27 protein-coding genes are annotated in these 26,683 nt (G+C 56.9%); 13 read left to right on the forward strand and 14 right to left on the reverse strand.

All coding sequences use genetic code 11. From position 1 onward, the window contains the following. The first annotated feature begins 199 nt into the window (after positions 1-199). The 3 genes from NKJ04_RS12960 to NKJ04_RS12970 are packed head-to-tail and all read left to right on the forward strand — an operon-like array spanning position 200 to position 2,439. Positions 200-967, forward strand: coding sequence for a transporter substrate-binding domain-containing protein (locus NKJ04_RS12960; RefSeq protein WP_352675379.1), 768 nt, complete (start codon positions 200-202; stop codon positions 965-967). Positions 968-1,019: 52 nt separating this feature from the next. Further along, on the forward strand, positions 1,020-1,706 hold the full coding sequence (locus NKJ04_RS12965; protein WP_352675624.1) for an ABC transporter permease: 687 nt from the start codon (positions 1,020-1,022) through the stop codon (positions 1,704-1,706). A gap of 52 nt (positions 1,707-1,758) precedes the next feature. Beyond that, positions 1,759-2,439, forward strand: coding sequence for an ABC transporter permease (locus NKJ04_RS12970; protein ID WP_352675381.1), 681 nt, complete (start codon positions 1,759-1,761; stop codon positions 2,437-2,439). 306 nt (positions 2,440-2,745) lie between these two features. Here NKJ04_RS12970 and NKJ04_RS12975 read toward each other — a convergent pair whose 3' ends face one another. Genes NKJ04_RS12975 through NKJ04_RS13010 form a run of 8 tightly spaced genes read right to left on the reverse strand, consistent with a single transcriptional unit; the run spans position 2,746 to position 11,049 of the window. Continuing rightward, on the reverse strand, positions 2,746-3,156 hold the full coding sequence (locus NKJ04_RS12975; protein ID WP_352675384.1) for a RidA family protein: 411 nt from the start codon (positions 3,154-3,156) through the stop codon (positions 2,746-2,748). A 54-nt stretch (positions 3,157-3,210) separates the two neighbouring features. Further along, entirely contained in the window at positions 3,211-3,954 is a 744-nt protein-coding gene (locus NKJ04_RS12980; protein WP_352675386.1) for an MBL fold metallo-hydrolase, read from the reverse strand. 31 nt (positions 3,955-3,985) lie between these two features. After that, positions 3,986-5,413 carry an NAD-dependent succinate-semialdehyde dehydrogenase gene (locus NKJ04_RS12985; protein WP_352675388.1) on the reverse strand — a complete coding sequence of 476 codons (1,428 nt, stop codon included), beginning with the start codon at positions 5,411-5,413 and terminating at the stop codon, positions 3,986-3,988. Positions 5,414-5,466: 53 nt separating this feature from the next. Then, a complete protein-coding gene (locus tag NKJ04_RS12990) occupies positions 5,467-7,101 on the reverse strand; it encodes a GMC family oxidoreductase (RefSeq protein ID WP_352675390.1) in 1,635 nt (544 codons plus the stop codon). Positions 7,102-7,153: 52 nt separating this feature from the next. After that, positions 7,154-8,296, reverse strand: coding sequence for an ABC transporter ATP-binding protein (locus tag NKJ04_RS12995; RefSeq protein WP_352675393.1), 1,143 nt, complete (start codon positions 8,294-8,296; stop codon positions 7,154-7,156). Next, a complete protein-coding gene (locus NKJ04_RS13000) occupies positions 8,293-9,120 on the reverse strand; it encodes an ABC transporter permease (protein WP_352675395.1) in 828 nt (275 codons plus the stop codon). Before NKJ04_RS13000 ends, NKJ04_RS12995 begins: the two co-directional genes overlap by 4 nt. Continuing rightward, positions 9,117-9,977: an ABC transporter permease gene (locus NKJ04_RS13005; protein ID WP_352675397.1), complete on the reverse strand. Its 861-nt coding sequence runs from the start codon at positions 9,975-9,977 to the stop codon at positions 9,117-9,119. Before NKJ04_RS13005 ends, NKJ04_RS13000 begins: the two co-directional genes overlap by 4 nt. A 28-nt stretch (positions 9,978-10,005) precedes the next feature. After that, positions 10,006-11,049, reverse strand: coding sequence for an ABC transporter substrate-binding protein (locus NKJ04_RS13010; RefSeq protein WP_352675400.1), 1,044 nt, complete (start codon positions 11,047-11,049; stop codon positions 10,006-10,008). A 452-nt stretch (positions 11,050-11,501) separates the two neighbouring features. Between NKJ04_RS13010 and NKJ04_RS13015 the strand changes: the two genes are divergently transcribed. The 7 genes from NKJ04_RS13015 to NKJ04_RS13045 all read left to right on the forward strand — a co-directional run bounded on the left by NKJ04_RS13015 (position 11,502) and on the right by NKJ04_RS13045 (position 19,306). Beyond that, a complete protein-coding gene (locus tag NKJ04_RS13015; RefSeq protein WP_352675402.1) occupies positions 11,502-12,299 on the forward strand; it encodes a FadR/GntR family transcriptional regulator in 798 nt (265 codons plus the stop codon). Positions 12,300-12,332: 33 nt separating this feature from the next. Further along, positions 12,333-13,628, forward strand: a complete 1,296-nt coding sequence (locus NKJ04_RS13020; protein WP_352675404.1) for a pyridoxal-phosphate dependent enzyme — start codon at positions 12,333-12,335, stop codon at positions 13,626-13,628. Positions 13,629-13,666: 38 nt separating this feature from the next. Beyond that, entirely contained in the window at positions 13,667-14,869 is a 1,203-nt protein-coding gene (locus NKJ04_RS13025; RefSeq protein ID WP_352675406.1) for a M24 family metallopeptidase, read from the forward strand. A gap of 74 nt (positions 14,870-14,943) precedes the next feature. After that, on the forward strand, positions 14,944-16,215 hold the full coding sequence (locus NKJ04_RS13030) for a M20 family metallo-hydrolase (RefSeq protein ID WP_352675409.1): 1,272 nt from the start codon (positions 14,944-14,946) through the stop codon (positions 16,213-16,215). 29 nt (positions 16,216-16,244) lie between these two features. Continuing rightward, a complete protein-coding gene (locus tag NKJ04_RS13035) occupies positions 16,245-16,712 on the forward strand; it encodes a RidA family protein (RefSeq protein ID WP_352675411.1) in 468 nt (155 codons plus the stop codon). A 435-nt stretch (positions 16,713-17,147) separates the two neighbouring features. After that, positions 17,148-18,302, forward strand: a complete 1,155-nt coding sequence (locus NKJ04_RS13040; RefSeq protein WP_352675414.1) for an aminotransferase class V-fold PLP-dependent enzyme — start codon at positions 17,148-17,150, stop codon at positions 18,300-18,302. 104 nt (positions 18,303-18,406) lie between these two features. Continuing rightward, complete coding sequence (locus NKJ04_RS13045; RefSeq protein ID WP_352675416.1) at positions 18,407-19,306, forward strand: alpha/beta hydrolase; 900 nt, start codon at positions 18,407-18,409, stop codon at positions 19,304-19,306. Between the two features lie 70 nt (positions 19,307-19,376). On the opposite strand, the gene NKJ04_RS13050 is transcribed toward NKJ04_RS13045, so the two are convergent. Both NKJ04_RS13050 and NKJ04_RS13055 read right to left on the reverse strand, forming a co-directional pair. Continuing rightward, positions 19,377-19,700 carry a hypothetical protein gene (locus NKJ04_RS13050; RefSeq protein ID WP_352675419.1) on the reverse strand — a complete coding sequence of 108 codons (324 nt, stop codon included), beginning with the start codon at positions 19,698-19,700 and terminating at the stop codon, positions 19,377-19,379. 121 nt (positions 19,701-19,821) lie between these two features. Further along, positions 19,822-20,211 carry a YybH family protein gene (locus tag NKJ04_RS13055; RefSeq protein ID WP_352675422.1) on the reverse strand — a complete coding sequence of 130 codons (390 nt, stop codon included), beginning with the start codon at positions 20,209-20,211 and terminating at the stop codon, positions 19,822-19,824. 454 nt (positions 20,212-20,665) lie between these two features. On the opposite strand from NKJ04_RS13055, the gene NKJ04_RS13060 reads away from it, so the two are divergent. Then, positions 20,666-21,355, forward strand: coding sequence for a LysR family transcriptional regulator (locus NKJ04_RS13060; protein ID WP_502897913.1), 690 nt, complete (start codon positions 20,666-20,668; stop codon positions 21,353-21,355). Next, positions 21,270-21,716, forward strand: coding sequence for a LysR substrate-binding domain-containing protein (locus NKJ04_RS33670; RefSeq protein ID WP_502897914.1), 447 nt, complete (start codon positions 21,270-21,272; stop codon positions 21,714-21,716). The genes NKJ04_RS13060 and NKJ04_RS33670 overlap by 86 nt, the downstream gene beginning before the upstream one ends. 986 nt (positions 21,717-22,702) lie before the next feature. On the opposite strand, the gene NKJ04_RS13065 is transcribed toward NKJ04_RS33670, so the two are convergent. Continuing rightward, positions 22,703-23,143 (reverse strand): SRPBCC family protein, encoded by a 441-nt coding sequence (locus NKJ04_RS13065; protein ID WP_352675425.1) that lies wholly within the window; start codon positions 23,141-23,143, stop codon positions 22,703-22,705. Further along, on the reverse strand, positions 23,136-23,477 hold the full coding sequence (locus tag NKJ04_RS13070; RefSeq protein WP_023808176.1) for an ArsR/SmtB family transcription factor: 342 nt from the start codon (positions 23,475-23,477) through the stop codon (positions 23,136-23,138). Before NKJ04_RS13070 ends, NKJ04_RS13065 begins: the two co-directional genes overlap by 8 nt. 246 nt (positions 23,478-23,723) lie before the next feature. On the opposite strand from NKJ04_RS13070, the gene NKJ04_RS13075 reads away from it, so the two are divergent. Continuing rightward, a complete protein-coding gene (locus tag NKJ04_RS13075; protein WP_352675429.1) occupies positions 23,724-24,593 on the forward strand; it encodes a GntR family transcriptional regulator in 870 nt (289 codons plus the stop codon). Here the strand turns inward: NKJ04_RS13075 and NKJ04_RS13080 are convergent. Next, positions 24,497-25,615, reverse strand: coding sequence for an epoxide hydrolase family protein (locus NKJ04_RS13080; protein ID WP_352675431.1), 1,119 nt, complete (start codon positions 25,613-25,615; stop codon positions 24,497-24,499). The two genes, NKJ04_RS13075 and NKJ04_RS13080, sit on opposite strands and share 97 nt — an antisense overlap. A 146-nt stretch (positions 25,616-25,761) precedes the next feature. Beyond that, positions 25,762-26,646: a PhzF family phenazine biosynthesis protein gene (locus tag NKJ04_RS13085; protein WP_352675432.1), complete on the reverse strand. Its 885-nt coding sequence runs from the start codon at positions 26,644-26,646 to the stop codon at positions 25,762-25,764. Positions 26,647-26,683 lie beyond the last annotated feature (37 nt).

Below are 26,683 nucleotides of genomic sequence, written 5' to 3' on the forward strand. Positions count from 1 at the left end.
TAGTTGCCGAGTTTGGAAACCTGGCTTGAGGATTTAGGTAACGCACGCGACGTCGGCTTGACCAACGTTAGAGCCACAGATGGACTGAAGCGGCCGAGTGACCCTCTAGACAGAGGGCGGTGAGCATTCGGCTTGCCGATGGGCTCAAGGGGCGGTCCGTCAACTCGCTACCAAGATACTAAACTGAGGGGAATAAAATATGAAAAACAAACTGCTTGGCTTCATTGCCGCTGTCGGAATTGCTCTCACCCCGATCGTAGCGGCGGCCGCGGACATAACACTCGCAACCGAGGCAGCGTATCCGCCGTTCAACTTTAGAGCCGCGGACGGATCGATCGCGGGCTTCGAGGTCGATCTGGGGCAGGCTCTGTGCAAGAAAATGAATCGCACCTGCATATTCGTCGCGCAGAACTGGGATGGGATGATCCCCGGGCTGCTGGTGAAAAAGTTCGACGGCATCTTCGCCTCCATGTCCATCACCGAGGAACGCAAGAAGCAGATCGACTTCACCGATCCATACTATCAGACCGCCGCCTCCTTCGTTGCGCCCGATGAGACAAAGATCGATTTTTCCGACAAGACACTTGGCGGGCTGAAGGTCGGCACGGTTCCAGGTGTGTCGGAATGCTATCTGGAGAAGTCCTACCCGAACGCCTCCATCCAAGTCTATCAGAACTCCGAAGAGATGTTCCTTGACGTCAGCTCGGGCCGGCTGGATGCCGTCTTCTCAGACAAGATCCAGCTCGACTTTGGCCTTTTGAAAACCGAGCGCGGCAAAGGGTTCGGCTTCCAGGGCGATTCCATCAGCGACCCGGGTTGTTTTGGCGAAGGCGTCGGAATCGGCCTCAGGAAAGAGGACACGGAGCTTCGCGAGGCCTTGAACAAGGCCATCAAGGAAGTCCGCGAAGACGGCACCTACAAGGCCATTAACGACAAATATTTCAGCTACGACATCTACGGCAAGTGACCCGGTGCAAACGCACTCCGGCGCGCTAAACAGGCGGGGAAGGTGATTGACCGTGGCTAGCGCGGGCGACTACCTGCCATTCGTTCTGCGAGGCATCTACGTCACCGTCGCATTGAGCGTCTGCTCGCTCGTGGTTGCGACAGGGTTGGGATTGCTTGGCGCATGGGGCAAGTCATCGTCGGTCACGGCTCTGCGAAGGACGGCCGAGACATACACAACGCTGGTCCGGGGTGTCCCGGACCTCGTCCTGATGCTGCTTCTCTATTATGGCGGGCAGGCGTTCGCGAACTGGATTGGTATCACTACGGGCTTGTGGACACGGATGAACCTCGACCCATTTACGGTGGCCGTTGGGGCGATTGGCGTGATCTTCGGCTCTTACATGACAGAGACCTTCAGAGGCGCCTATCTGGCAATCCCGCGGGGTCAAAGCGAAGGCGGCAAAGCTCTCGGCCTGAGCAGATGGCAACTCTTCAGGGTGGTTATCTGGCCCCAGCTCGTCCGCTACGCCCTGCCGAGCTTTTCCAACAATTGGTTGAGCCTTATGAAAACAACGGCTCTAGCCTCGGTGATGGGACTAGAGGATATCGTCAACAAAGCCAACGCTGCCGGGCGGGCAACGCATCAGCCTTTTTCGTTCATCGTTATCGTCCTCGTCATCTATCTGGCTATGACGGCGGCCTCGGATCTGGGGCTGGGTATCCTGACGCGGCGGCTACGTATTTCGGGTCCCGTGTGATATGGTAGAGGCGTTGTCCCGCTTCCAAGCTGTCTCGCCTATCGACTTCAGAGTGATCCTCGACAATTGGCATCTGTTTGCTCGAGGCCTGGTGAACACGCTTCTGCTTGTTTCGATACCGCTGCTGCTTGCTACCGCTCTCGCCATTCCCCTGGCGGTGATCCAGGCACGGAAGGTCCGCGTCCTTAGCCCGCTGGTGTTTTGCTACACCTATGTCTTCCGCGGAACTCCGCTGCTCCTTCAGCTATATCTTCTCTACTACGGCGCCGCCCAGTTCGATACCGTGCGCCACTCCTTTCTTTGGCCGGTGCTCCGTGAGGCGTGGTGGTGTGCCTTCATTTCCATCGCGATCTGCTCGGCCGCCTATCTGACGGAAATCCTCAGGGGGGCAATTGAGAACGTTCCGCAGGGCCAGGTGGAGGCTGCCAAAGCACTAGGCTTGTCCGGCCTGCAACAATTCTGGCTGATCGTTTTCCCGTCAGCCTGGCGCCAGGCTCTGCCGTCTCTGTCCAACGAGGTGATCTTCGCGCTGCATAGCAGTGTCGTTGCGAGCACGATCACCATTATCGACATCCTCGGCGCAGGCAGGATGCTCAACAATAAATATTACCTCGCCTCCGAAGGCCTGTTGACCGCTGCCGTCATCTACCTGGCGCTTACTTTTCTGATAACCGCGGTTTTCCGACGGGTTGAGCGCAAATATCTCTTACACCTGCAACTGCCACGATCGTGAAAGATCCGGGCTTTCAATGAAGCTCGCTTGCCGGCACGAATTCTATGTCCATCAAGACGCGGCACCGGTCGGGCTTCGACGCGCAAGGCGGCGACCGAGGCCATCAATCGCAGATAGCTTGCCGGTGGCGGGACAGTGACAATCTTGGACAAGGAAGCCGAGGTCGGAATGGTTCGGCGAACTCGACTCTGCAATTACGCAGCGCCCGCACACGGAGCCTGCTGACATTGCGGGTCTAAGGAAACCGCGCAGATGTCAGCAGAAATGCAAGAGTTCTTAGCATCAGACCGCGAGGTCTACGCGCGTTTATGGCGCCGCGTCGTCCGGGATCACTGCAATCGCTTCTACTTCAATCAAGTATTCCGAGTATGCGAGCGTTTCTACGCCTACGAGCACGTCCGTTGGATGATGGTTTCCGAACACGGCCCGACGGCCTGGATCAATCATCGCCAGATATTCATGCTTGTACTTCGCCACATAGATACCAAGCCGCGTTACGTCCTCTGGCTTGGCGCCCGCAGCGCGCAGAGCCAAGTCCAAATTTGCGAAAGCCTGAGCCGCCTGTTTCGCCATGTCGCCTTTACCAACAAGCTTGCCGCTGGGGTCTTCCGGGTATTGTCCGGCAATGAACACCATTCGGCTCCCTCGCGCTATTATGACATGGGTGTAGTTGTTGGGAGCATCTATTCCTTCAGGGTTTATGCATAAATGCGCCAATGTTCCCTCCTCTTTGAACGGCTGCCGTAATATTTCAAATCGAAAAACCGAAACTCATTCCTGCCGATCGATAAACTCTTCTACGATCTGCAAATATCGTTTGCCGTCGAAACTTGGGTAATGCCCGGCATGACACGCTTGTACGGGCAAGTTACGGATCCGCTCGCAAGACGCCAGATACTGATCATGATCTGAGTGGTACCATCTGGTGCGTCCAATTCCGCGTGGCCCGTTGTGAACGGCATCACCGCTTAACAGGATTTGGTCTCCGCGATCGTACAACATGATCGATCCCGGCGAATGTCCAGGTACGTGGATCACCTCAAACGCCCGATCACCTAGGTCGATGACATCTCCATCTTCCAGGACCCTTGTCGGTGCAGCGGGGGCGATCCTATGGTCTTTGATCTCAAGGGGATCGATCGGAACGCCAACCATCTCCGGCACCGCATAGGGCTCGTAGATCGTGTTGGCTGCGGTGGGGTTCGCCAAAACGCCGGCCTCGGCAGAGTGGGCGCAACGGCACTCAAACTCGTGATTGCAGCCGATGTGGTCGCAATGGCTATGGCTCGAGACCGCCACGACATTCCGGCTGACTTCCTCGCCAATAAAGCGGCGCAGGGAAACAAATCCAAACCCCGTGTCGAAAAGCAGATTTCTGTCGCGCCCTCGCACCAGCCACATATTGCAGCCGTGACCTTCGTCTATGTACGTCTCACGGATTTTCCATATGTTTTCATGGACGCGATCCGAGCTGTACCATTCCCGACTTGTGAACTGAGAGAAACGCCGAAACATCAAAACCACTCCGCGATCAACGTCTCAAATCCTAGATTTGCGAGATGAATTTGGTGGACAAGTAGGCGTCTATTCCCTCCGTGCCCCCCTCGGACCCGATGCCAGAATCCTTGATCCCGCCAAAAGGCGTTTCCGGAAGGCTCAAGCCCAGATGATTGATCGATACCATTCCGCTTTCGACGGCCGATCCCACGGCGGCGGCGGTTTTTGCCGAGCCGGTGTAGGCATAGGCAGCTAGACCGTAGGGGAGCCGATTTGCTTCCTGGACCGCGTCATCAAATGTCCGGAAGGGCCTGACCAGGGCGACAGGCCCAAAAGGCTCCTCATTCATCGCCCTGGCGTCAATGGAAGGGTTAGCGATCACCGTGGGCTCGTAGAAATAGCCGCGGTTACCTATCCTCTTGCCACCGGTCCTGATTGCGCCGCCGGATTGCACGGCATCCGACACAAAGGCATCAATGGCGTCCAAACGGCGGTTATTTGCCAGCGGCCCCATCATCGTGCCACTGGTCAGTCCGTTGCCGACCTTGATAGCCGCCGCCTTCTCGGAGAACCTTTCAACGAAATCCTCGAATATGGATTCCTGAATCAGGAACCGGGTGGGCGATATGCACACCTGGCCAGCATTCTTGAATTTCGCGGAACTCAGGCTATCGACCGCCGCATCGAGATCGGCGTCGGCGAAAACGATCGCCGGCGCGTGTCCCCCAAGCTCCATTGTGGCACGTTTCATGTGCAGCCCTGCCAGCGAAGCGAGCTGCTTTCCCACCGCGGTTGAGCCCGTAAACGAGACCTTTTGAATAAGCGGATGTGAAATAAGATATTTTGAGATTTGCGCGGGGTTGCCGAAAACCAGATTGATCGCTCCTGCAGGGACGCCCGCGTCGATAAATGCTTGCAAAAGTTCTGATGGAGAGGCCGGCGTTTCCTCCGGCGCCTTGATGACTACCGAGCATCCAGCCGCCAATGCCGCCGACATTTTGCAGACGATTTGAATTGTGGGAAAATTCCAGGGCGTAAAAGCTGCAACGGGGCCTATCGGCTCACGAACCGTGAACTGATGAATGCCTTCTCCACGGGAAGGGATGACACGGCCATACGTGCGCGTTGCTTCCTCGGCGAACCAGTCATTCGTTTCTGCAGCCGACCGAACTTCGTTGAGAGCTTCATGGAGTGGCTTGCCCTGTTCGATCGAGATCAATCGGGCAATCTTGCCTTCACGTTCGCGAAGAAAGGCAGAAGCGCGAAGCATCACCCTTGCTCGTTCGAGCGCAGGTATTTTTCGCCAAACCAAGAAGCCCCGGTGGGCTGCAGTCACGGCCTCTTCAAGATCGCTCTCATTTGCTTTGGCAACCGTTCCAATCACTTCTTCGGTAGCAGGGTTGATCACCGAAATGGCCTCGCTGGCCGATCCCGAGCGCCAGGTGCCATCAATGTGCAGCAGGGTGTCTTGGTACATTTGAGATCCTCTTATCAAGCGGACACGCTTATTCCGTCCGCCATCAGTGTCGATCAGGCGTGCGAGATACCTCGTATGAGGTCCGCGCCTTTTTCAGCGATCATGAGTGTGGAGGCATATGTATTTGCGGATGGCATGGTGGGCATCACAGATGCATCGACAATGCGTAGCCCAGTGAGCCCGTGAACCCTGAGTTCCGGATCGACCACAGCTCGGGCGTCGCTTCTCGGGCCCATGCTGCAGGCGCCTACAAAGTGATAGCCGGTATTGCCGGTGCGTCGCGCGAACTCCAACAATGCTTCGTCGCTTTGAACGGATTGCCCAGGCTCCTCCTCGCCCTCCGCGAAACGAGCGAGGGGCTTTGCAGCGAGAAAGGTGCGAGCCAACCGAAGTGCTCTGACTGCAACGATTTGATCCGTAGAAGCCGAAAGGTAATTTGGCTGGATGACCGGAGATGCCGTTGGATCAGGCGACGCGACGGAAATGTACCCAACGCTTTCAGGACGGTGCTGACTGAACCCGCAGGTGACCGCAGGGAAATCATCCAGAACGTAGACATGACCCGGTTTGTAGCTTCCGGGCGTAAAAATGTACTGTAGATCTGGCCTGTCGACCGAGGCGTGCGACTTGCAAAACGCGTATACCACCGACGGACTGAGAGAGAGGATGTTCGGCGCCCCTGCCAGCCATTTCAAGATCTCGACGCCAAGCCGCCATCCTTTCGCTTGCTGGTTCAGGGACAGCACGCCCTTCTTCATCCGTTGATTGATGTGAATGAAGTAGTGATCGCGAAAATTTTGGCCCACACCGGGCAAATGGTGCCGGGTCTCAATGCCGGCTTTCGAGAGCACCGCCCCGTCGCCGATCCCGGCGAGCTGCACGAGGCGCGTCGTGTTGATCGTACCCGCGCAGAGGACCACCTCGCGCCGGCAGTGCACGAGCGTGCGCAGCGACGGATTGCCGTCCTTGAAGTACCAGACACCTGAGACCCGGCCATTTTCGATAAGGAGGTCGCACGCCTGCGCGAAGGGACGGATCTGCACGTTTTTACGTTTCAGGGCGGGGTGAAGGAAACCTGTGGCGGCCGAGATCCGGAAACGGCCCCCAATCATGCGCTGGAAGTAGCCCACACCCGCTTGCGCCTCGCCATTGTAGTCTGGATTGCGCGGGATTCCTGTCGTCTCCACGCTTTCGATAAAGGCCTCGCAAAGCTCATCCTTCCAGTTGGGGTCACTTACAGTGATATTTCCTTCGCGCCCGTGGTAGCGCGCTTCACCCGGACCAATGCGTCGCTCCGATCGACGGAAGTACGGAAGAACATCCTCATACCCCCAACCTGAATTTCCCATCTGTGCCCACTCATCGAAGTCGGCTGCTTGCCCCCTATTGTAAACGAGGCCGTTGAGCGAGCTCGAACCTCCGTAAACTCGCCCCTGGGGAAGAGTTATTGCTCTTCCACCGCTACCTGGGCTTGGCTCTGATCTGAACGGCCAGGTTAGTTGGGGGTTGGTTAGAGTCTTGACGTAACCTGCGGGGATATGGAGGAAGGGATTGCGATCTGGTCCGCCAGCTTCGAGCACTAGAATATTCGACTTGCCGTCGTCACTAAGACGATTGGCGATCACGGATCCGGCAGTGCCGGCACCTACAACGATGTAGTCAAAACTGTCTTTCGGCGTCTTTGCCATCGCGTCCATCCAAATAAAAGTTTCTCAGCTGAGCTAGGAGCGAGCCGATAACTCATTCAGGCAATGGAGTGACGGCGCCGGGCAGTGGAACAACGACTACAGGTTGATCCATGGAAAACTCGTCCGATAGGCCAGGCTTGCTGGGAAGATGGACCTGGAGCGGAATATTTCCCTCCAGGGTTACATATGCAACGGATCGCGACCCGAGATAAACCACCCGGTCGATCCTGCCCTTGAGTCCTTCGCCCTCGTGATTCTCCAGGGATTGGGTAAGGCTCAAATGTTCTGGCCTCACGAAAACCGGGCACTTCTCGCCCTCCCGTGCATCGGGATGAGGAATGGTTTCGAGCTTGATGGTCCCCGAGGCGCCACAGTCGAGGTACCAGGTCTTTGCCCGTCGATCCTGACGCAGTGTTCCTTCGATTCGATTGCAGCGGCCCATGAAGTCCGCGACGAACAAAGACGATGGGGCACTGTAGACCTGCTTGGGCGTACCGATTTGCTCGACTTTGCCACCATTCATGATCACAATGCGATCTGACATGGCGAGGGCCTCTTCCTGGTCGTGCGTGACAAGGACCGTCGCGATGCCAAGACGAAGCTGAAGCTCGCGAACCTCTTCCTGCATTCGCCCGCGCAGCTTTGCGTCGAGATTGGAAAACGCCTCGTCGAGCAACAACATCGACGCTCCGCCGGCCAGGACACGCGCGATCGCGACCCGCTGCTGTTGGCCGCCGGACAACTCATTCGGCCGGCGGTCCTCGTAGCCCTCGAGTTTGACGAGGCTCAAGGCCCAGCGAACCTTGTCCGCGATGACGCTGCTTGTTGCGCCACGCATTTTCGGGCCAAAGCCCACATTTCCCCGGACCGTCATGTGGGGGAAAAGTGCGTAGCTTTGAAATAGCAGGCCGACGTCGCGGCGGTATGACGGCGCTTCGGTTATGTCTTTGCCGCCCAGGATGATCCGGCCTTCGTTAGGAGGGATAAAACCTGCGATCATTCGCAGCGTGGTCGTTTTCCCGCATCCCGATGGGCCAAGGAGCGAAACAAACTCTCCCGGCCAGACGTCCAGAGAAACGTCCTTGACGACATTCATCGCCCCGAACGACTTGGACAGGCCGTGCAATTCCAAGACAGGTTTAGCGTCAGCTCGGGGATTTCTTTGGCCGGAAACATTCATTTGAACAACGCTCATTTGGACACCGACACCACTCGACCGAGTGCTTGCAGGCGATTGATCATCAACAGAACGGACAGTGTAATCAAAAGGACGCAGGTGGAGAGGGCCGCGGCGCCCGGGTCGATGTAGTATTGTATGTATTGGTACAGCCAAGGAGGAAGCGGGTTCATCTCACCTGAAAATAAGAAGAACGTCACAGTGAAATTTGAAAATGACGTCAGCCATGCGAAAATCGCACCGGCGAGCACGCCACCTCGAATGCTTGGCAGCGTGATGTAGAAAAACGTTGCGACCCGATTTGCCCCGAGGTTCATGGCCGCGTCTTCCAAACTCCTATCGAGAGTCTCGAGACTTGCGGTCACCGTGATGACGACGCAGGGCAACGTGATGATCAGGTGCCCGAGCAACAGTCGCACCCAGGTCGGAACACCACCAACCGCGCTGAACCACAGGACCAACCCGATGCCGGTTACGATTTGGGGGAACAGCAGCGGGAGCAGGAATAACTGCCGCAGTATCTGGGTCCCTGGCAGCTTAGCCCGCTGCAGCGCATACGCTCCCAGCGTCCCCGCGATCACCGCTCCAATGGTGCTCGCCAGTCCCAGCCAAAGACTGGTGAAGACTGCGTCCATCAGACCCGGCTTCATCCCCGGAGTGTTCCGCACAAGATCGAGCAACGCGCCGTACCATTTTAGCGAAAAGCCGTCGGGCGGGATCCGAACGATCTGGCCACTGTTGAAGGAGGCGAACACGATCACGGCCAGCGGGCCTTCAAGATAAATGAAGAATGCCGTGACATAAGCCAGAAGGAGCCCATTCCTCGTGACGCGGAATCTCATGCGACGCGCCTTCCCTTTGAAAGCACCCATCCGTAGATCGTGAGCAGAATGAGGACGAGCCCCACAAGGACAACGGATTGCGCAGAGCCTTGCGGCCAGTTGAGTGTCGTAAGCATCGACTGCTGCATAAGGGTGGTCATGACGCTGACGTTTCCTCCGCCAAGAACCAGTGGCGCCACGAACGCACTGGTCGATAGGGCGAACACCAGCAGGGTGCCCGCTATGACACCCGGGCGGCTCAGCGGCAAAGTGACATGAAAGAATGCACGGGCAGGTGATGCGCCGAGATTCATCGCTGCGTCGTTCAAGGCCGGGTTAATTCGCTCCAGAACTGCCGCCAGTGGCAGGATCATGAAGGGAATGTTTTCATGAATAAGCTCCAGAACCACAGCGAGTTCTGTGTAGATCAGCCTTTTTGGCTGGGCCCATAGCCCGGTCGCCGTCATCAAGCTGTTGACCGGTCCGTTAGGCCCCAAAATCACCATCCAGCCGTACGCCCGGATAAGGACGTCCGTCAGCATAGGCGCGACCAGGAGAAACATGAGCAAGCCGCGATAGCGGCCGGATCGAGAAATGGCGACCGCCACGGGATAGCCGATTATAAGGCACACCAGCGTGACGGTCAGGCTGATCCTCAGTGTCGTGAGAAGTCCCTTGATCTGTGCAGGATCGGTGAAGATGAAAAAATAGTTCTTCAGGGTCCAGGTAGGCACCATGGCCTCCATGGGATCCCAGTCGTTGAAACTGTATCGAACTAACATGCAGCACGCGCCGACCAGTGGTACGAGAACCAGTACCCCTGGAGCAAATAGAGCAAGTGCATGCCAGTCAGTCTTAAGGCGCGTTTTCAACTGCATGAGATCCCAGCCATTACGATCGTTGTAGTTAGCTATTGAAGACCTTGTTCCAATTCTGCACGATCTCAGGCCGTTTGCTGACCAAGTCGAGACGTGGCACTTGAATGGCCTTCGCGAGCTGTTCGGGTGTATGGACCACGTAGGGCGCGGCGGACTCTGAAACGACTGTCTTTTGATTGGTGGGACCATACCAAATGTCGGTTGCGAAGCCGGCCTGAGCTTCGGGCGAAAGAGCCTGATTGATGAAGGCGTGGGCAAGGTCGCGGTTGCCTTTCGACCCCTTCACAAGTACGGCAGCGCCCGTAATCGCGAAATAGCCCTCCTTTAAGGCCGTCGTCACGCCGATGTCGGACCCTTCGGACATGTATGGCTTGAAGTACGAAGGTATATCAACCGCTGCCGTTGCCTGGCCCGCCTGCAGCACCTGAGCGTCAAGCGCTCGGTTTTCGATGAAGGAGAAAACCTGAGGCTTCAGCGCTTTCAATTTCGGCCACGCGGGAGCAAGATTTTCAAGGCTTCCGCCGCCGAGCTGCGCTGCCATCACGGTCAGAAGGAGAGCCTGCGTATCGTTTATAGACGGCACAAGCAGTTTGCCCTCATAGGCTGGTGACCACAGGTCTTCCCAAGACGTTGGCGCCGGACTTTTTGTATTGTTGAGAATCGTGGTGATGTAGGTCCAGAATCCGATGCCAAATCCGCCGTCGAGGATGAAGTTTGGATAAACATCCTTGGCATTCGGCACTTTTTCCAGATCAATCTTGTCAAGCAACCCCTGTCGATTGAGAGCGAAGACGCCGACGTCGTCGAGGAACGCGACGTCAATTTGCGGGTCACTCTTCTGAGCCGTGACCTTGGCGATCGACGCTGAGGTCACACCTTCTTCCACCACCACCTTGGCACCGGTGGCCTTCATAAAAGGATCAGCAACGTATTTTTGGATCGCAAGCCCGTCACTGCCGCCCCAGAATTGAACGCGCAGGGTTTGGCCTTCGAAAGAGCCGGCGTGCGACTTGAAAGTGCCGGCCATGGCAGCAGCGGCCGTTGTCGCGAGAAACGTTCTCCTGGAAATCATAGTTACCCTCCTTTGTTGGGGTCAAAGCCCGATTGCAGGTATCTGCTTATCAGACAAGTGACCGATCTGTAAATAGGGAGAGGCGGCCTTGATGACGAAGATCGCGCCGAAACGGAGTTGCGTTTCTGTGATGCGACGAGGGATGATTCTCTATGATGTTGTTATATTGCATAAGTTCGCCCATGCGCCAGGCCGTATCGCGGCGAAGGTGTGATGCAAGTGAGCCCAATAAAGAGGCAGTCCACATTGCCAACGAGCTAAAATTGCTCGCTTGAGAAACTTTCTCGCTTTACATTTAGCGAACATGTCTGATAAGCAGATGGCGAATTCTTGGCGTGGCTTTCGGTGCGCATTTCATGTGGCGTGACAGCAGCGGTTTCCCCGCATTAGGTTCAGTCGGCGCCGCCACGCGCCGGAGCGGATCTGCATGGTTTTAATGAGGAGGAACTTCCGTGGGTCGTTCAACTAAATCTAAGTCCTTGCCGGAGGCCGAACGTCACGCGGAAAGCAGCGATCGCGTCGGGCCAGAGCCGACGCGCTTTAAACCCCCCTCGCGCACGTCAATGAGTCAAAATGTGCTCGATCAGATTTTGGCGGAAATTCGAGATGGTCGGCTCAAGCCGGGCGAGCGATTGCCATCGGAGCGACTGATGATGGAAGCCTTCTCCGTGGGCCGCTCGACTGTGAGGGAAGCAATGCGTGGCCTGGTCACTCTCGGGCTGGTTACCAACCGCCAAGGTGTAGGCGCGGTGGTGAGCACGCAGGCCTCCAGTCCCTTTGCCTCCATTCGACGGAGTGTCGACGTCGATCAACTCAATAGGCGTGCTCTGCTGGATCTTCTTGATGTTCGAGAAGCGCTTGAAACGAAGGCTGCAGAATTTGCAGCGCGGCGCGCCACGGCTGAAGATCTCACAGAACTGCGGCAACAGCACAAAGCCGTTGAACGCGAGGTACAAGCCGGCCGGGTCTATTTTCAGCAGAATGCCTTGTTCCACAAGGCTATCGCAACGGCCGCCCACAATGCTGTTTTGGCTGAATCGATAAATCTCGTGGTCGTGCAAGTGCGAGAGTATCGGGAAAAGATGATGCGAGAGACTCCGCTCATGCCGCAACGCGATGTGAAGGAGCATCTCGCAATTCTTTCAGCAATAGAACGCCGTGACCCGATCGCAGCCCGTGAGGCAATGGCCGCTCACATTCTCAGCTCGGCTCGCGTTATTGAGAGTCACGGCGACCCAGAACGAAACTAAGCACCCCTGTACAAGGAAAATATTGTTGCGCCCTTGCCGGCGGACGGCCTTCCTTGCGCATTTTTTGAAAATGAGGAAGCAACTAAGATGATTTCCACGAGCCAGATGGACTGGCGGCTACGGTGTCAAACGTGCCGCACGGTCTATGATGTCGGCCCGATGGTGCGCGGCTGCCCGGAATGCGCCATACACGGCAAAATAGGTTTGCTTGAGCTGGTGCGTGCCGCTCCGCTCAATCCAGATGGTTTCACAAAACGTGTCGGACGAGGGCTCGATCGCTGGCTTGATTTTTTGCCGGTTCAAGACAAAGGCGCATTTCTGTCACTGGGCGCAGGTGAAACAGCATTGATTCCTTCCCGCATCATCGGCAAGCGGCTGGGAATTCCCCACCTCTATTTCAAACTTGAGCAGCAGAACCCGACAGCCTCGTTCAAGGATCGCTTCGTCGCGATGTCCGCGAATGCCGCTCGGTCATTCGGCTTTGGCAAGATCGTGGTCTCGTCAACGGGAAATCTCGCTATTTCAGTTGCAGCTTACGCGGCAGCCTTGGAAATGGAGAGCATGGTGATCGTGCCGCACGGAACACCGGCCGGAATTCTGGCGGAGGCCAGTTTCTATGGCGCGCGCATTGCCGTTACCGATCGGGACCTACGATTTGCCGCACTTGAGACGGCTGCACGACGGGCGGATTGGTTTCCGATTGGCCTGTTCTTGGCAAAACCCGTTCAAAATGCTTTCGGCGTGGAGGGCTATCGCACATTCGCCTATGAAGTTGTTGAACAGCTCGGGGAAGCCCCTGGTGCGATGCTATTCCCATGCGCGCGAGGAAATGGCCTCTACGGCGCATTTAAAGGTTTCGTAGATTGTCGAGATGCAGGCGTCATAGCAACCTTTCCTCGCCTTGTAGCCACCCAGCCTGAGAAAGCTAACTCCATCGAGGTGTCCCTTGCACGTGGGTCCAACAGTGCCATCGAATTGCCGCCCTTTCAAAGTGTGGCGAAATCCACTTCCGAAACGGTCAGCAGCGACGACGCGCTGGACGCAATCCGAGCATCCGCAGGATTTGGCCTATCTGCTAGTGAAGAAGAAATCCAAAATGCAGCGTGCTTGCTCGCCGAGGAGGGCCTCAACGTTGAAAGCAGCTCGGCGCTGCCGGTTGCGTGCCTGCCTAAGCTTTGCAGGGCTGATGGATTTGACCGTGATCGGCCAGTGGTTTGTGTCCTGACTGCCGGGGGCCAACGGTGGATGGATCAAACCAAAAACGCGTCACCACGCGTGTTCGAAGCCGCGACAATAGCCGAATTTGAGAAATTGCTCGACGCGAAGTGAGCACGTGGTGAGTTGGAAAAACTATAAAGGGATAGGTTGTGAGCGAGTTTGACTTTGAAGTCGTCGAGTATGAGAACCGTCTTGAAGCGGCTCAAACGCTTATGCTGCGTGACCGCCTTGATGCCATTCTGATCACCAGCGAAGACCATTTCAGGTATTTCACCGGGTTTAACAGCCCAACTTGGGTAAACCTGACGAGACCGCGATACGCAGTTTTGCCCTGCCAAGGCGAAATCATCCTTATCATCCCGACCAGCAATGCCGAGATCGCGTTGCGCACTTCCTGGGTCAGGGACGTTCGTACTTGGATTTCACCTCGGCCGGAGGACGACGGGATTTCGCTCCTTCGCGATGCCATCAGGAGCGTACCCACGCGCTATGGTCGGGTCGGCGCCGAACTCGGTCCAGAAAGTCGTCTTACAATGCCGGCCGGCGACTTCCTTCGGCTGGGGCGCGAAATATCCTCCACCGAGCTGGTCGACGCATATCCCTTGCTGCGCGAATTGCTGATGCTGAAGTCGGCGGCTGAGGTGGAAAAGATCCGGGCGATCGGCCAGATTGCGTCTTCGGCATATGAGGCGCTGCCCGCCCTTTTGCGACCCGGAATGAGCATACGCGAGGCATGCACGGCGTTCCGTCATGAATTGCTCGAGCGCGGCGCTGAAACTTCTCCCTATGTGATTGGAGTGGCGGAACGCTTCGGCTACCCCTGCATCAACCTGGATCCATCGGCCAAAAAGATTTCGAAAGGCGACGTCCTTGTGATCGATACGGGAAGCACGCGACACGGGTATTTCTGCGATTTCAATCGGGAGTATGCATTCGGGCCCCTCAACGAAAAGCTTCGGCGGATTTATGAGATTGTTTGGAACGCCACCGAGGTTGGAATCAACGCGACTGAACCGGGGCGCACGATGGGGGACATCTGGCAGCAGATGTCGGATTCGATGCAACAGGCTTCAGGGGCACTCGGCCTGCCGTTCGAACCATTTGAGCTTGGACGTATGGGGCATGGTCTGGGGTTGCGGATGTGCGAAAGCCCGTCTATCGCGCCCGGCGTTGATACAGTCGTCGAGCCTGGAATGGTTCTGACCATCGAACCCAGCATGGCCTATCAAATCGACGTCGACGGCGAGACACGCAGATACGTGTCCGTGCACGAGGAAAACATTGCTGTTACCGCGAATGGCGTGAGTTTGTTGAACCGGCGCGCACCTCGTGAAATGCCAATAATCGGCTGAATTGCACGCCGAGCGCGGCAGCGATGGTTCAAGGTGCTTGGGTTCGTTACCCAGTCCGACAAGGTGGTCTCCGTATGTCCAGAAATGCGAATTCTAACTCCCTTCAAATGCTGGCGGGCCACGTCGATCAAGACCGGCTCTGGCGGCGGCACCTCGACATGGCGAGCATCGGTGCTACCCCACTGGGCGGCGTACACCGGCTTCCGTTCAGCAAGGAAGACGCGGAATCCCGGCGGTTGTTCCTGTCCTGGGCCACCGCACGAGGATTTGGAACAGAGATGGACGATTTTGGAAACATCTTCGTGCGTCGGGAAGGGAGTGAGAAGGACTTGGAGCCGGTCGTGAGTGGTTCTCACAGCGACACACAACCAAATGGCGGGCGGTTCGACGGCATTTACGGGGTGTTGGCGGCATTCGAAGCGCTCGAGGCAATTGACGATGCGGGAATTCCAACACGACGCCCGATCGAAGCCGTGATCTGGACAGCAGAGGAGGCCGATGCCCAATTCGGCGTTGGATGTCTTGGCTCTCAAGCCTACGCGAACCCCTCCAAGTTGCCGAGGCTTTTAGAGATCAGAAACAACCAGAACATTCCTGTGAAGCAAGCGCTCGCGGAATTGATGGAAGACCATCCCTGCGTCGGCCACAGGGCATTCCAATCGCCTATCGCGTACTATGTCGAGGCTCATATCGAGCAAGGCCCCGAACTCGAATCGCGAGACAAGACCATTGGCATCGTCACGGCGATACAAGGTCACCGAAGCTTCAAGGTCCAGGTGACCGGGGAAGCGGGGCATGCAGGCAACACACCTGAGCGGCTCAGAAAAGACGCGTTGGTTGCCGCGATGCAGATTTTCAGCGAATTGCGGAAGGTCTTCCACGACCCCAACGATGTCGTTCGCTTTACGGTTGGTGAGATGGATGTGGTTCCAAGCGCGATGGCGGTTATTCCGGGATCAGTGACATTTACGATCGACTTTCGGCATCCGGATCCAGAAACCCTCCGATCTCTGGGCGATCAGATAGCAGTCGTGGCGCGAGAAAACGTAGGGAAGTGTGGCGTAACAGTAAGTGAACTTCGTCATTCAAGTCCTGTTGCCTTCGAAGGCTCTGTTCCGAAAGCGATTTTGAACGCCGTGGAAAGCCTCGACTATTCGTTCATGCGCCTTCCTTCCGGAGCCGGCCATGACGCGCGCTATATTGCAGAGATCGCACCGGCCGGAATGATATTCATCCCCTGTTGGCGCGGCATAAGCCACAACGAAGCGGAGAGCGCAAAGCTCGACGACATGGTGGCGGGGACCCGCGTGCTCGCTCGAACGCTTGTTGAACTTGCCAATCTCTAGCGAAGGGGTTGCAAGATTTGGAGAATGTTATGTCAGGCTTGCGTGAAGCTCAGCTGATCCAGCGCGGATTGATAATGCCAACAGCGCCGGTTCCGGCCGCGAACTATGTCCCCTTCAAGCTTTCTGGCAGCATTCTCTACATAGCCGGCCAGGTGCCCCGCCTAAATGGCAAAACCGCGTTCGTGGGAATCCTGGGTAGGAATATCGACGTGGAGGAGGCGCAAAGGGCTGCACAGCTCTGCTGCTTGAACATCTTTTCGCAGATAAAGGCGGCAATCGGGGACCTCGACAAAGTGTCCTCCGTCATTCGCCTCGTCGGCTATGTCGCATCGACGCCAGATTTTAAGGAACAGCATCTGGTGATGAATGGAGCCTCGGATCTGATGGTCGAGGTGTTTGGGGATGCGGGAAAGCATGCAAGAACCTCTGTTGGCGTTGCCGCTCTTCCTCAAGGTGTACCGATTGAGGTGGAAGCGACCATTGAAATCACCGCGTAGGGGGCTCGACCAACTCTACGACGCGCAATGCGTCAAAGGCTTCAATGTTGGCCCTGGTGACTTGAGTGAGAACATCGTTGCTCAGGGGCTTGATCTACTTTCCTTGCCACGCGGTGCGCTGCTTAGGCTCGGGACGCAACATGCATGCGGCTCGAGCCGGCGCCGTGCGCGGGTCAATTGATACCCCATCCACGAGGCCGGTGGCTTGGGGATCGTAGACCTGCTCTTTCTGATTAGATCACTCACAATGACACTCCGCCAATGTGGTGGGAACGTGCACGGAACGGTGTTTTATCGTCTTCAAGACGACGGCGTCAGACAGCAGATGGCAACCCTACTTTCCAAAAAGCGCAACCAATTCATCCAGCCGAAGTGACATCGTTAGCGGAGTGCCAATGCACAGGCCCATAAACTCAAGCGAACGGTTCCACGCACATGTCAATCGATACAGACTTTCCAGCCACAGCCAAGTTGACATACCTGAACGCGGCCAACGTTGCCCTGATGCCGCGGGCCGCGTCCGACTATGTCGAAGCCTGGCAGCGCGATATCGCGGAGAACGGCTCGCTGAATTTTGACGAGGTTGCAGAAGACCTTGTGTTCGACAAGGTTCGTGGAGCGTTTGCCAAGCTCATCGGCGCGGGTCCCCATGATATCGCCGTTGCTTCATCTGCGAGCGAATTTGTCTCATCCATCGCTTGGGCAGTCATGCCACCAGCTGGAACGCGGATCGTAACAACCGATATCGTATTTCCGAGCACGTCGTATCCGTGGGCACGGGTGGCACGCCATACGGGAGCTGAGATGCATTACGTTGCGGCTCGCGATGGCGTCGTTGACGAAGAGGGGCTCATCGCCGCGATCGACGAACGAACATCGGTCGTTTCCATTTCTCATGTCGAGTATTCCACCGGCCAACGCTTTAACTTGAAACGCATCTCGGATGCAGCGGCCCGCGTTGGTGCTTTTTTCATGGTCGATGCGTCGCAGTCGCTTGGCGCAGTGCCGCTCGACGTGCGTGAAGTTGCTATCGATGCCTTGGTAACTACGTCTTACAAATGGCTCTGCGGCCCATTCGGTGTCGGCCTCGCGTACATATCACCCAAGCGTCAGCAAGCGATGGACCCAGGTATTACCGGCTGGAGATCTCATTCCGAAATCTACGATCTGCAAGCTGAGCGTTGCGTGTACCATAACGACGCTCGTCGCTTTGAGTTCTCAACCATGGCTTACGGGTGCGCGGGAGCGCTTGCGGAGAGCATCGAATATCTACACGCGATCGGCATCCCCAACATCATGAACCGGAATTTGGCGCTGGCAGACCAGCTAATCAGGGGGATTTCCGGTCTCGATATTCACGTGGTTTCCCCGCTGTCTCGCGAGGCACGTAGCTCGATTGTAAGCTGCAAGTTCCCGCATATCGAATCCAAGACTGTTGTCCAGCGACTTGTCGAGAAGCAAATCTTTGTGTCGCCGCGCCGCGATTACTTCCGTATTTCTCCACATCTCTACAATACGTCCCGGGATATCGACCGCCTGGTGGAGGAACTTGCCGCTATCGGCAAGGTCAATAAACGAGCCTCTAAATAAGTGCGGTCCAGCTGTTAATCTCGACGCGGGGACGGTCCGTAAAAAACAGCGATCTATCGATCAGGCAAACCGTGACCTTTGTGGATCACGAGAAGGATGCATCCATGCCCAGTCCGGAAATGCAGACAATCATCGACTTCTTGAAGAAGCGCCGGATTATTCGCGCGAGCAGCCCGCCACGGCCGCTTGCTGTATCCCGCGACAGTTTCGCGCCTGTCGGCCAGCTGCGCGCGCTTTCAGATGACGTCGCTGTCGATATCCTGGACGCGGGCGGCGTCCCAGCATATTGGTTGACCCCGCCAGAGGCGGCCACGTCATCGAAGGTCATGTTGTATCTGCACGGCGGAGGCTATTATTTGGGGTCGCTGCGCAGTCATGGCCCGATGGTTGCTCATTTAGGTCGAGCCACTGGCCGCCGGGTGCTGTTTCCTGAATACCGCCTCACCCCGGAGCATTCTTATCCTGCCGCTTTCGACGATACTCTGGCCACCTGGCGCTGGCTCGTAACCAACGGCGGCATCGATCCTGCCAACGTGCTCCTTGCCGGCGACTCAGTCGGAGCTGCACTGGCGCTCGCACTGTTGCATACGCTTCGCGACGCTGGCGAACCGTTGCCAGCCGCCACGTTACTGATCTCCCCACTGCTCGATCTAACTGCTTCGGGTGCTTCCATGACCACGCGCGCCGAACAAGATCCTGTTTTTACCCGGGAGGCGGTCACTAGCCTGGGAGTTACCCATCTGAACGGTGCCGATGCTCGCAGCCCGACAGCTTCTCCGTTGTTTGCCTCTCAGACCGGACTGTCACCCCTGCTCATCCAGGTTGGCGGTGCCGAGGTTCTGCTGAGCGACTCCGAACGTCTCGCCGAGGCTGCGGCAAACGTTGGGGTCGACGTTACACTCCATGTCGCCGAAGGACTGCCCCACGTTTACCACGGCGCGCTGGAAGCGCCCGAAACCGCTGAGGCCATCAAACAGATCGTCGAGTTCGCTCGCCGATTCTGAGGGCAGATCCCGGTGTAAAAATCTGTTCCGCGCGGGTGGTGGGAGGCTGATGCAATCGCCTCTGAGGCCGCTAAGATTCTCCATACCAGGGCTGGATCGTTAAGCATTCCTGGTGAAGCACGATAGGGTCGGAGATGAGCTCATATTTCAAATCGTCTGGGTAGGTCACCGCAATGTGCGCATTGGCTCCCGCAAACCGGCGGATAGACGCCCAACAATCCCAATAGGTAATGAGAAAGATGTGGGTGAACTCACCTTGAGTTTCTAGCCGGAAGAACACGCCAAGATTGCCGGGCAGGTCCTCGATCTCATCGATGACAACTTTCCGAAAGTAAAGGTCGAATGCATCGCCGAGTCGACTGGGCACGACGCCATGCCAAGAACGAAGAATCATTGATAAGTTGGCTCCGGTTTCCGTTCAATCGAGCCGCGCGTTGTTCCTACTTATCAGACAAGCTGATAAGTAGGAACAACGCGCGGCAAGCCCAGGCAGACGGTGGTCTGACTGGAGCCCGTCACCAGTTGACGGAATACCTGTCGATCACCCAGAGCCACGTTCCATCCGCTTGGCGCCGCGCAACCTCCGACGTTATGTCACCATCGATGCTCCGCGTTGAGGTGAGAGCCAGATCACCGCAAATAAGTGCTGGACGCTGCTCCCCGAGCCTGAATCGTCGTCCTTCCGGTCCTATCCCGGTAACCTGGAGTTTGGAGAAAAACTCATGAATCGCTTCTGTACCTCGCAATAGCTGGCCGTCGTTCATCCCGTCGTTGAGTTCAATGACTGCGTCCGGCTCAAACAGGGCGGTCATGCCATCGACATCACCCGCGTTCTCTCTAGATACCAACAGCCGCTCCAACTCCTGGGGATCATAGATCGGCTCTCGTTTGGTCAGATCATTCATCATGGCGCTCCGAAAATATTATGAGAACACGTGCACGGATCCTATAGTGAGAGGGTGCACGGGACGGAGTCTATCGCCTCGAGACGATAGCGTCACACAGCAGATGGCAACCCCACTTTCCAAAAAGCGCAACCAATCTTTCCTGCAGAAATGGCAGACGGTTACCTCTGTGTATTGTGGGCAGAGTCCATCAATGGCTGCCTGGTGCGATAACGTCACACGGGCCGAAAAAGACTTGTTAAGTCCGACTCCATCATTTCGTCTGACCATCGCGTCTTTTCATCATTGCGCTCGCACAAATCGACAAGCGCATCCTGGATATTCACGGATCCGCTTTACAAAACGTCGACTCATCAGATAAGCTGATGGGCGTTCAACTTGTCCGTACTCTAGGAAAACTCATGCCCAGCGAAGTCCGACACCGTGAACGAGAATTTCGCCGTAGGTGCTATTCGTGAGCTGGCCTCATCGCATATTTGCCAACCAGTTTACCGATTTCGAGCTCAAGCTGCTTCGGGTGTTCCGCACAGTCGTGGACTGCGGTGGCTTCTCGCCGGCAGAAGTCGAGCTTGGGCTCACCAAGTCTGCAATCAGCAAGCACGTCACTGACTTAGAAATTCGACTTGGGGTCCGCCTATGCGAGCGAGGGCGAAGTGGATTCGCACTCACCCCGGAAGGACAAGTTGTCTACGATTCAACAACTCAGCTCCTAGTGGCGCTTGAGGAATTTCGCTCACGAGTTAATACATTTCATTCCGAGCTTGTAGGCACATTTTATATAGGATTCATCGAAAATCTAGTTACTAATGAAAATTTGTTACTTCATCAGATCATGTCGGACTATGTAAAAGCTCACCCCGGCTTGACGCTAAAATTAGTCATCGGTTCCGGTAGTGAGATTGATCGTGCCGTCCAGGAGCGCCGACTTCATATTGGCGTATCTATGGTCTCGGATCGTTCCACAAAGGTGGTCTCTATTCCTGTGCTGAAGGAGACTAGCTATCTATTTTGCGGGCGCGATCACGAATTGTACCGCATCGACGATTCTGCAATCACCAGTGGCATGCTATCGCGATGTATGTACACTGGTTCAGCACGGCTACTCGGCCGCGGAGACCAGCCTGATCACCAAACTCGATCTTAAACCGCGGGCGACGTCGCACCAGACCGAAGGGATACTGTTTTTGGTGTTGGCTGGCCGTCACTTAGGCTTCCTGCCTTCGCATATGGCGAAGCCTTGGGAAGCGGTTGGGGCGATACGCGCAATTCATCCTTCGGAGATCAAAAAGGAAACTCAAATCGCGATCAAGGCGCAGCGCGCGTCCCTCAGCAATCCCATGGTTCAAAGCTTCCTCTCTATTGCCCGCAAGCACAATAATGAGCGCAAGACGGCTTCGTCCGATTCATTGCGGCATCAACGCATCGGTGTCGCAACAAACCGTACCCAAGGAGATCTAAAAGTGGTGACGGCGCGATTAGGAATCGCAGATCCGGCGTTGTTGTAACGCACGCCCGCAAACAATCTCGCTCGAGGTCCAGGCCCCGAAGCGCATACGCAATAGACGAAGCGGACCCTGAGCTGAGCAACGATAGCCGTGGCTACTCGCGCGTCGGCGGAGATGAGACGATGGAACCGTTCTGGATGCTGTATCTGGATAGTTCGAAAGATGGTCTGGCCGTCGGCGAGCAAGTCGCGGAGCCAACCCTGTATAATGCGTTGCACAAGGCTTGCCGCACGGCTCTTCGCGCACTCCTAACGCTTCGATGTCCACCAAGTGGAGTGGGTGTTCAGCCTTCGGTCCCGCTGATGCAGGCTGCCTGGTCACGTACACATTTCTAATGGTCTACCATCGCACGGGGCATCAGCTTCGCCCCCTAGCGTCATACCGCCAAATCATAAGGTCTCACCATGGAAGGCGCCGTATTGTATATCCCCCGCGAAGACAATGCGGGTGAGGGCTACGAGGCAGGGGATGGCGTTTTGAATGCGAGGCAGAAGAGGACGCTAAAATATTGCTTTCTTATTTTGTCGGGCACGATGAGGTTTGTGCTGTCAGGAGGTCAGGTCTGTTTTCGCGCGTTGAGGCGCGTTAGCGGCGAACCGTGGGCTTGAGGATTCTGCGCCCACCATTAGCGCCAGCATACGATCGCTACCCGCTATCTCGGATCCGGTGATGCAGCCATAACTTTGGACCTATTGCTTCGGACCGGACAACCAGCGGATTGGCCCACCAGGTCGAGAAAGCGTCCACAAACTCACTCGATCATCCCGCTGGGCCTGTCCCTTTCGCACGTCATCGTGTCCGATCTGTACGAAGAGCCGCTTGGCTCGCGTCCTTAACCCTGCACAGCCCGCATCCTTCTCCCCAATCGTTGAACCATGAGGGGGCGCCCAGAACATCGCAGTAGAATTCGAAAGTCTGGCCTGTCCCGTTCTGCCCGTGGCACGCGCACAACGAATGGTTGCCGAAAATCACCTGTCCTATAGCGCTTACCTCGTCAAGATCGTTGCGCCAGTTTCGAGGAGCGACTTGAGGTTTGACAGAATTCGGGGCCAACCGTCCGAGACGCCTGCGATTAACTTGGAATTCTCGACGCCGATCGAATGGGTAACCGTCAGCTTCGCCGCCTCTCCGGCGGCTTCGATCTCCATCACACACCGGCTCTCGCCTTCTGCTTTCATTTCGGGGCGCCATTCATTGCGCCAGGACAATTCAAGCCTGGACGGCGGGCTGAATTCGAGGATTTCCCCGCTGTCGCAAACCGTGCCGTCGGGGTAAATCATCCGCCAGGATGCCCCCCCCTTCCATTCGGTTTCAAAAGTCACGCCGAAGAAATACGACTTCATGAATTCCGTCGTGGTCAGGGCTTCCCACAGTTTCTCTGGCGAAACGCGCATGTAGGTGACATAAACAAAGCGGCTTTCAGCCATGGTCATTCTCCTTCTTGGATGTACTTTCGAGGTGGTCCTTCAAATCCGACAGCGATCGCAGTTGCGGCCGCTCGAACTTGCCAATCCACCGTTCGGCGATGTCATTGATGGGCACGGGGTTGATGAAGTGTAGCTTCTCACGGCCGCGCCATTGAACCGACACCAGATTGGCTTTCTCTAGGATACGCAGATGCTTGGCGACAGCCGGCCGCGACATCTTCAGCCCCTGGCAAAGTTCGCTAAGTGATTGGCCCGCGCGTCCGTGCAGGCGATCGAGCAATCCGCGCCGGCTCGCATCCGCCAGAGCTTTAAAGACCAAGTCTTCATCATTCATATATGGAACTTTATGGTTTCATGTCCTTCTCTTATAGGAAACCTTTTAGCTTCATGTCAAGCCGCAGTCATAACGAACGAGCAATTTGCAGACAGGTGGGCTCCTTTTGGATTCATCATGAATTCCTGTCACGGCGGGCATGCACATGAGGGTCAGGGCGGCCATGCTGCCCGCAACGTCATTTGATGATTTCAGAATTACCGTCAGTGTGAGCGCAGTCGGCAATGAGGCTCAAATCGGCGATGCATGGACACTGGTCATGGAATATCGAAATGCTCACGCCCCTCACCGAAGACGATTTGCGAAAGCACGGCCGAGGCGGAAGCTATAACCTTGCGCCTGCGCGACCCCATCTGCGACGGGACGCTGCGGCCAGGCGATCGTCTGGTGGAAGCTAGCGTCGCCAAGATGCTGGGCGTGAGCCGAACTCCCCTGCGCGAGCCGATCGAGAAGTTGCTAGTCGAAGGCCTGCTGTCGAACAGTCCGAGCCGTGGCGTCGTCGTGACGGAACTCAGCCGATCGCCAGTTATCCAGATCTACGCGCTTCGCGGCGTACTTGAGGGTGCTGCGGCAGGCTTTGCCGCACAGCATGCGTCACAGGCCGAGATCGATGAATTGGTGAGCATCCATGAACCCCTGGGCACTCTCCTCGACGCTCCCGATCGCCTGTTGAAGGCGAACCGGCGCTTCCACAACGCCATCCATTCCGCTGCCCACAATCAGTACCTAATCGAGGCGACGAGCCGTTTGGCCGATGCGCTAAGCCTGCTCCCCGGCACAGCCTATTCCGCGGCCGGACGGCCTCAGGCAGCGCAGGCCGAGCATGGGACGATCATCGATGCGATCGTGCGTCGCGATGCCAAGGACGCGGAGATCCAAGCGCGCGAACACATCGAGAGTGCCCGGCGTGTGAGATTGCGCCCGCTTTTCGAGGCGCAGCAGTCTCAAATAGTTCCTGATGCGTCGGTAGCTCATGTCGACGAGCGGCGCCCTGGCCCCATGGCTTCGGCCCGCCGCGATCAGCGGTTCAGATGCGCCGCGAACTCAAGGATGTCGCGAACAAAGAATGACGGGTCCTCCCAGGCTGCGAAGTGGCCTGCTTTCTCCATGTCATGAAACTGAACCACGTTTCCTGATGTCTGGCGATCCGCCCATTCACGCGGAAGGCGCACGCCACCCGGGATGGGCAGCTCGCTGGCCACCGCAACCGGAACGCCGGTGTTCTTGCCCTTGATGGTCGGCGGTTGCACCACGTTCTGGTTATAGATCCGGAAGGACGAGGCCGCCGTCTCAGTCAGCCAGTAGATCATGATATTGGTGAGCAGTTCATCACGGCCAAAGCGCGCATCCGCTTCGTCGCCATGACCCATTCCGGCCATGAAGCTCATGATCCAGGCTGCGAGCCCCACCGGCGAGTCGTTCATCGCGAAGGCCAGGCTTTGCGGCTTGGTCGCATGCACCAGATTGAAAGCGCCGTGGGCGAAAAACCATTGGTGGATGGCGCCGGCATAGGCTTGTTCCTGCGGGGTCAGGACGGTGAAATCTGTGGTTTGGTCGGGATAGCCCACATCGGTCACGTGATAGCCGAGCAGCACGTCGGGATGGCGCTGGGCCAGCGACATCGAGATGATGGAACCCCCGTCGCCACCCGCAGCGATGAATTTTCCATACCCGAGCGTGTCAGTCATCAGGCGGGCGAACAGATCGGCGACTTTGTCCATCGGTAGGGCGATCTTACCGGAAAAGCCGGTGCCGGGGATCGAAGGGACGACGACATGGAAGTGCTCGGACAACTGCGCGATCACGCGGTGGTAGCGATAAAACGAGTCCGGCCAACCATGCAGCAGCAGGAGCGCAACCGCGTCAGGGTTCTTCGAAGGCTGATGGACGAAATGCAGATCGATCCCGTCGATGCCGACCTTGAAGTTGGCAAATGCGTTCAAAGCCGCCTCGGCTTGGCGCCAATCGTAGTCGTTGAGCCAGTGGTCGGTCAGCCGCTTCATGTAGTCGAGATTGGTGCCCGTGGACCAGCCTGCGTCGGCCGGCTCGTCAGGCCAGCGGACGTGCTGGAGCCTATATTTCAGGTCCATGAGCTGGGCCTCGGGGATGGCGATTTCGAAAGCTGTCGGCGTAGTCATGGCAGAGGTCTCCTCTGAGAAGGCGGTTTGTGAACCCGCTGAGTAAAGCTGAGGTGGCGAGCCTTGGTGAACTGGCGGCGGGTCAGGTCATGTCGCTCCCTTCCACGGGGATTTGCGTAACGGTCTAGAGCGGTTGCTCGATTGCCTCAAATGGAAAGCCTGCCGCGCATCACGATGATGCCGGCGCCCGAAACTTCAGGTTCGGGGGCAAGGCTGACGCGCAGAATGCTCCGCCGACCCATCCTGGTGCCCTGCTCGATCTCGATAACGCCCGACATGATGCCTTCGCTGGCCAAATAGGCGGCGAGAGGACCGGCAGCGGTGCCGGTGGCAGCGTCTTCCCACAATCCCACTGTAGGGTTGAAGAACCTGGCATAGGCGCGGTTTGGCGCGCCATCGAGGGCATAGACATAGCAGCCCTCCGCCGCGGCAGCGTTCAGCACCTTCAGCAGTGCTTTCGCGGATGGATCGGCCCGGTCGACTGCCCCAGCATTGACGAGGCGGACCAGCAGATGTGCCACGCCGGTATTGGCGACCCGCGCCCCGGGTCTTGAAAGCATATCCTCGCAGGAAAGGCCCAGGGCTGCGGTCAATGGGATCAGATCGGTCAATGGTGGACCAAGCTTGAGTGTAGACTGCTTCATGCGCCCGAAAATCCGCCCGTCCACCCGGCGAAGCTCGATCGGCAGCACCTCGCCACCGATCTCTTGCTGGAACGTTTGGGGCCCCTGGACTGGTCCGAGCTTGCCGTCTTCGGCCAGCCAGAGCCAGGCACCGAGCGCATTGTGGCCGGCGCCGCCCACTTCCGCCCCGGCGGCGGTGAACGAGCGCAGCTTCAGATCGGCCCGATCGCTGTGCATGATGAAGGTGGTTTCTGCCTGATTGAACTCGCCGGCGATCCGGCGCATCTGTGCGTCTGACAGGCCATCCGCGCCCTCCACGACGGCCAGTGGATTGCCGTTCAACGAGGTATCGGCAAACACGTCGATAAGGCCTGCCACTAAGGTTGAATTGGTCGATTGCGGTTGCAAGGCATCGCTCCTGTTGCTTTGATAGGCAGACTTTGCG

Origin of the sequence: Mesorhizobium sp. M0618 (assembly GCF_040320765.1) — a bacterium.
Classification (GTDB): Bacteria; Pseudomonadota; Alphaproteobacteria; order Rhizobiales; family Rhizobiaceae; genus Mesorhizobium.

Bases quoted from the DNA above. Each gene is read 5' to 3' on its own strand.
- NKJ04_RS12960 (WP_352675379.1), top strand. From the start codon at position 200: ATGAAAAACAAACTGCTTGGCTTCATTGCCGCTGTCGGAATTGCTCTC.
- NKJ04_RS12980 (WP_352675386.1), bottom strand. From the start codon at position 3,954: ATGTTTCGGCGTTTCTCTCAGTTCACAAGTCGGGAATGGTACAGCTCG.
- NKJ04_RS12985 (WP_352675388.1), bottom strand. From the start codon at position 5,413: ATGTACCAAGACACCCTGCTGCACATTGATGGCACCTGGCGCTCGGGA.
- NKJ04_RS12990 (WP_352675390.1), bottom strand. From the start codon at position 7,101: ATGGCAAAGACGCCGAAAGACAGTTTTGACTACATCGTTGTAGGTGCC.
- NKJ04_RS12995 (WP_352675393.1), bottom strand. From the start codon at position 8,296: ATGAGCGTTGTTCAAATGAATGTTTCCGGCCAAAGAAATCCCCGAGCT.
- NKJ04_RS13000 (WP_352675395.1), bottom strand. From the start codon at position 9,120: ATGAGATTCCGCGTCACGAGGAATGGGCTCCTTCTGGCTTATGTCACG.
- NKJ04_RS13005 (WP_352675397.1), bottom strand. From the start codon at position 9,977: ATGCAGTTGAAAACGCGCCTTAAGACTGACTGGCATGCACTTGCTCTA.
- NKJ04_RS13010 (WP_352675400.1), bottom strand. From the start codon at position 11,049: ATGATTTCCAGGAGAACGTTTCTCGCGACAACGGCCGCTGCTGCCATG.
- NKJ04_RS13030 (WP_352675409.1), top strand. From the start codon at position 14,944: ATGTCCAGAAATGCGAATTCTAACTCCCTTCAAATGCTGGCGGGCCAC.
- NKJ04_RS13035 (WP_352675411.1), top strand. From the start codon at position 16,245: ATGTCAGGCTTGCGTGAAGCTCAGCTGATCCAGCGCGGATTGATAATG.
- NKJ04_RS13040 (WP_352675414.1), top strand. From the start codon at position 17,148: ATGTCAATCGATACAGACTTTCCAGCCACAGCCAAGTTGACATACCTG.
- NKJ04_RS13045 (WP_352675416.1), top strand. From the start codon at position 18,407: ATGCCCAGTCCGGAAATGCAGACAATCATCGACTTCTTGAAGAAGCGC.
- NKJ04_RS13050 (WP_352675419.1), bottom strand. From the start codon at position 19,700: ATGATTCTTCGTTCTTGGCATGGCGTCGTGCCCAGTCGACTCGGCGAT.
- NKJ04_RS13055 (WP_352675422.1), bottom strand. From the start codon at position 20,211: ATGAATGATCTGACCAAACGAGAGCCGATCTATGATCCCCAGGAGTTG.
- NKJ04_RS13065 (WP_352675425.1), bottom strand. From the start codon at position 23,143: ATGGCTGAAAGCCGCTTTGTTTATGTCACCTACATGCGCGTTTCGCCA.
- NKJ04_RS13070 (WP_023808176.1), bottom strand. From the start codon at position 23,477: ATGAATGATGAAGACTTGGTCTTTAAAGCTCTGGCGGATGCGAGCCGG.
- NKJ04_RS13075 (WP_352675429.1), top strand. From the start codon at position 23,724: ATGGACACTGGTCATGGAATATCGAAATGCTCACGCCCCTCACCGAAG.
- NKJ04_RS13080 (WP_352675431.1), bottom strand. From the start codon at position 25,615: ATGACTACGCCGACAGCTTTCGAAATCGCCATCCCCGAGGCCCAGCTC.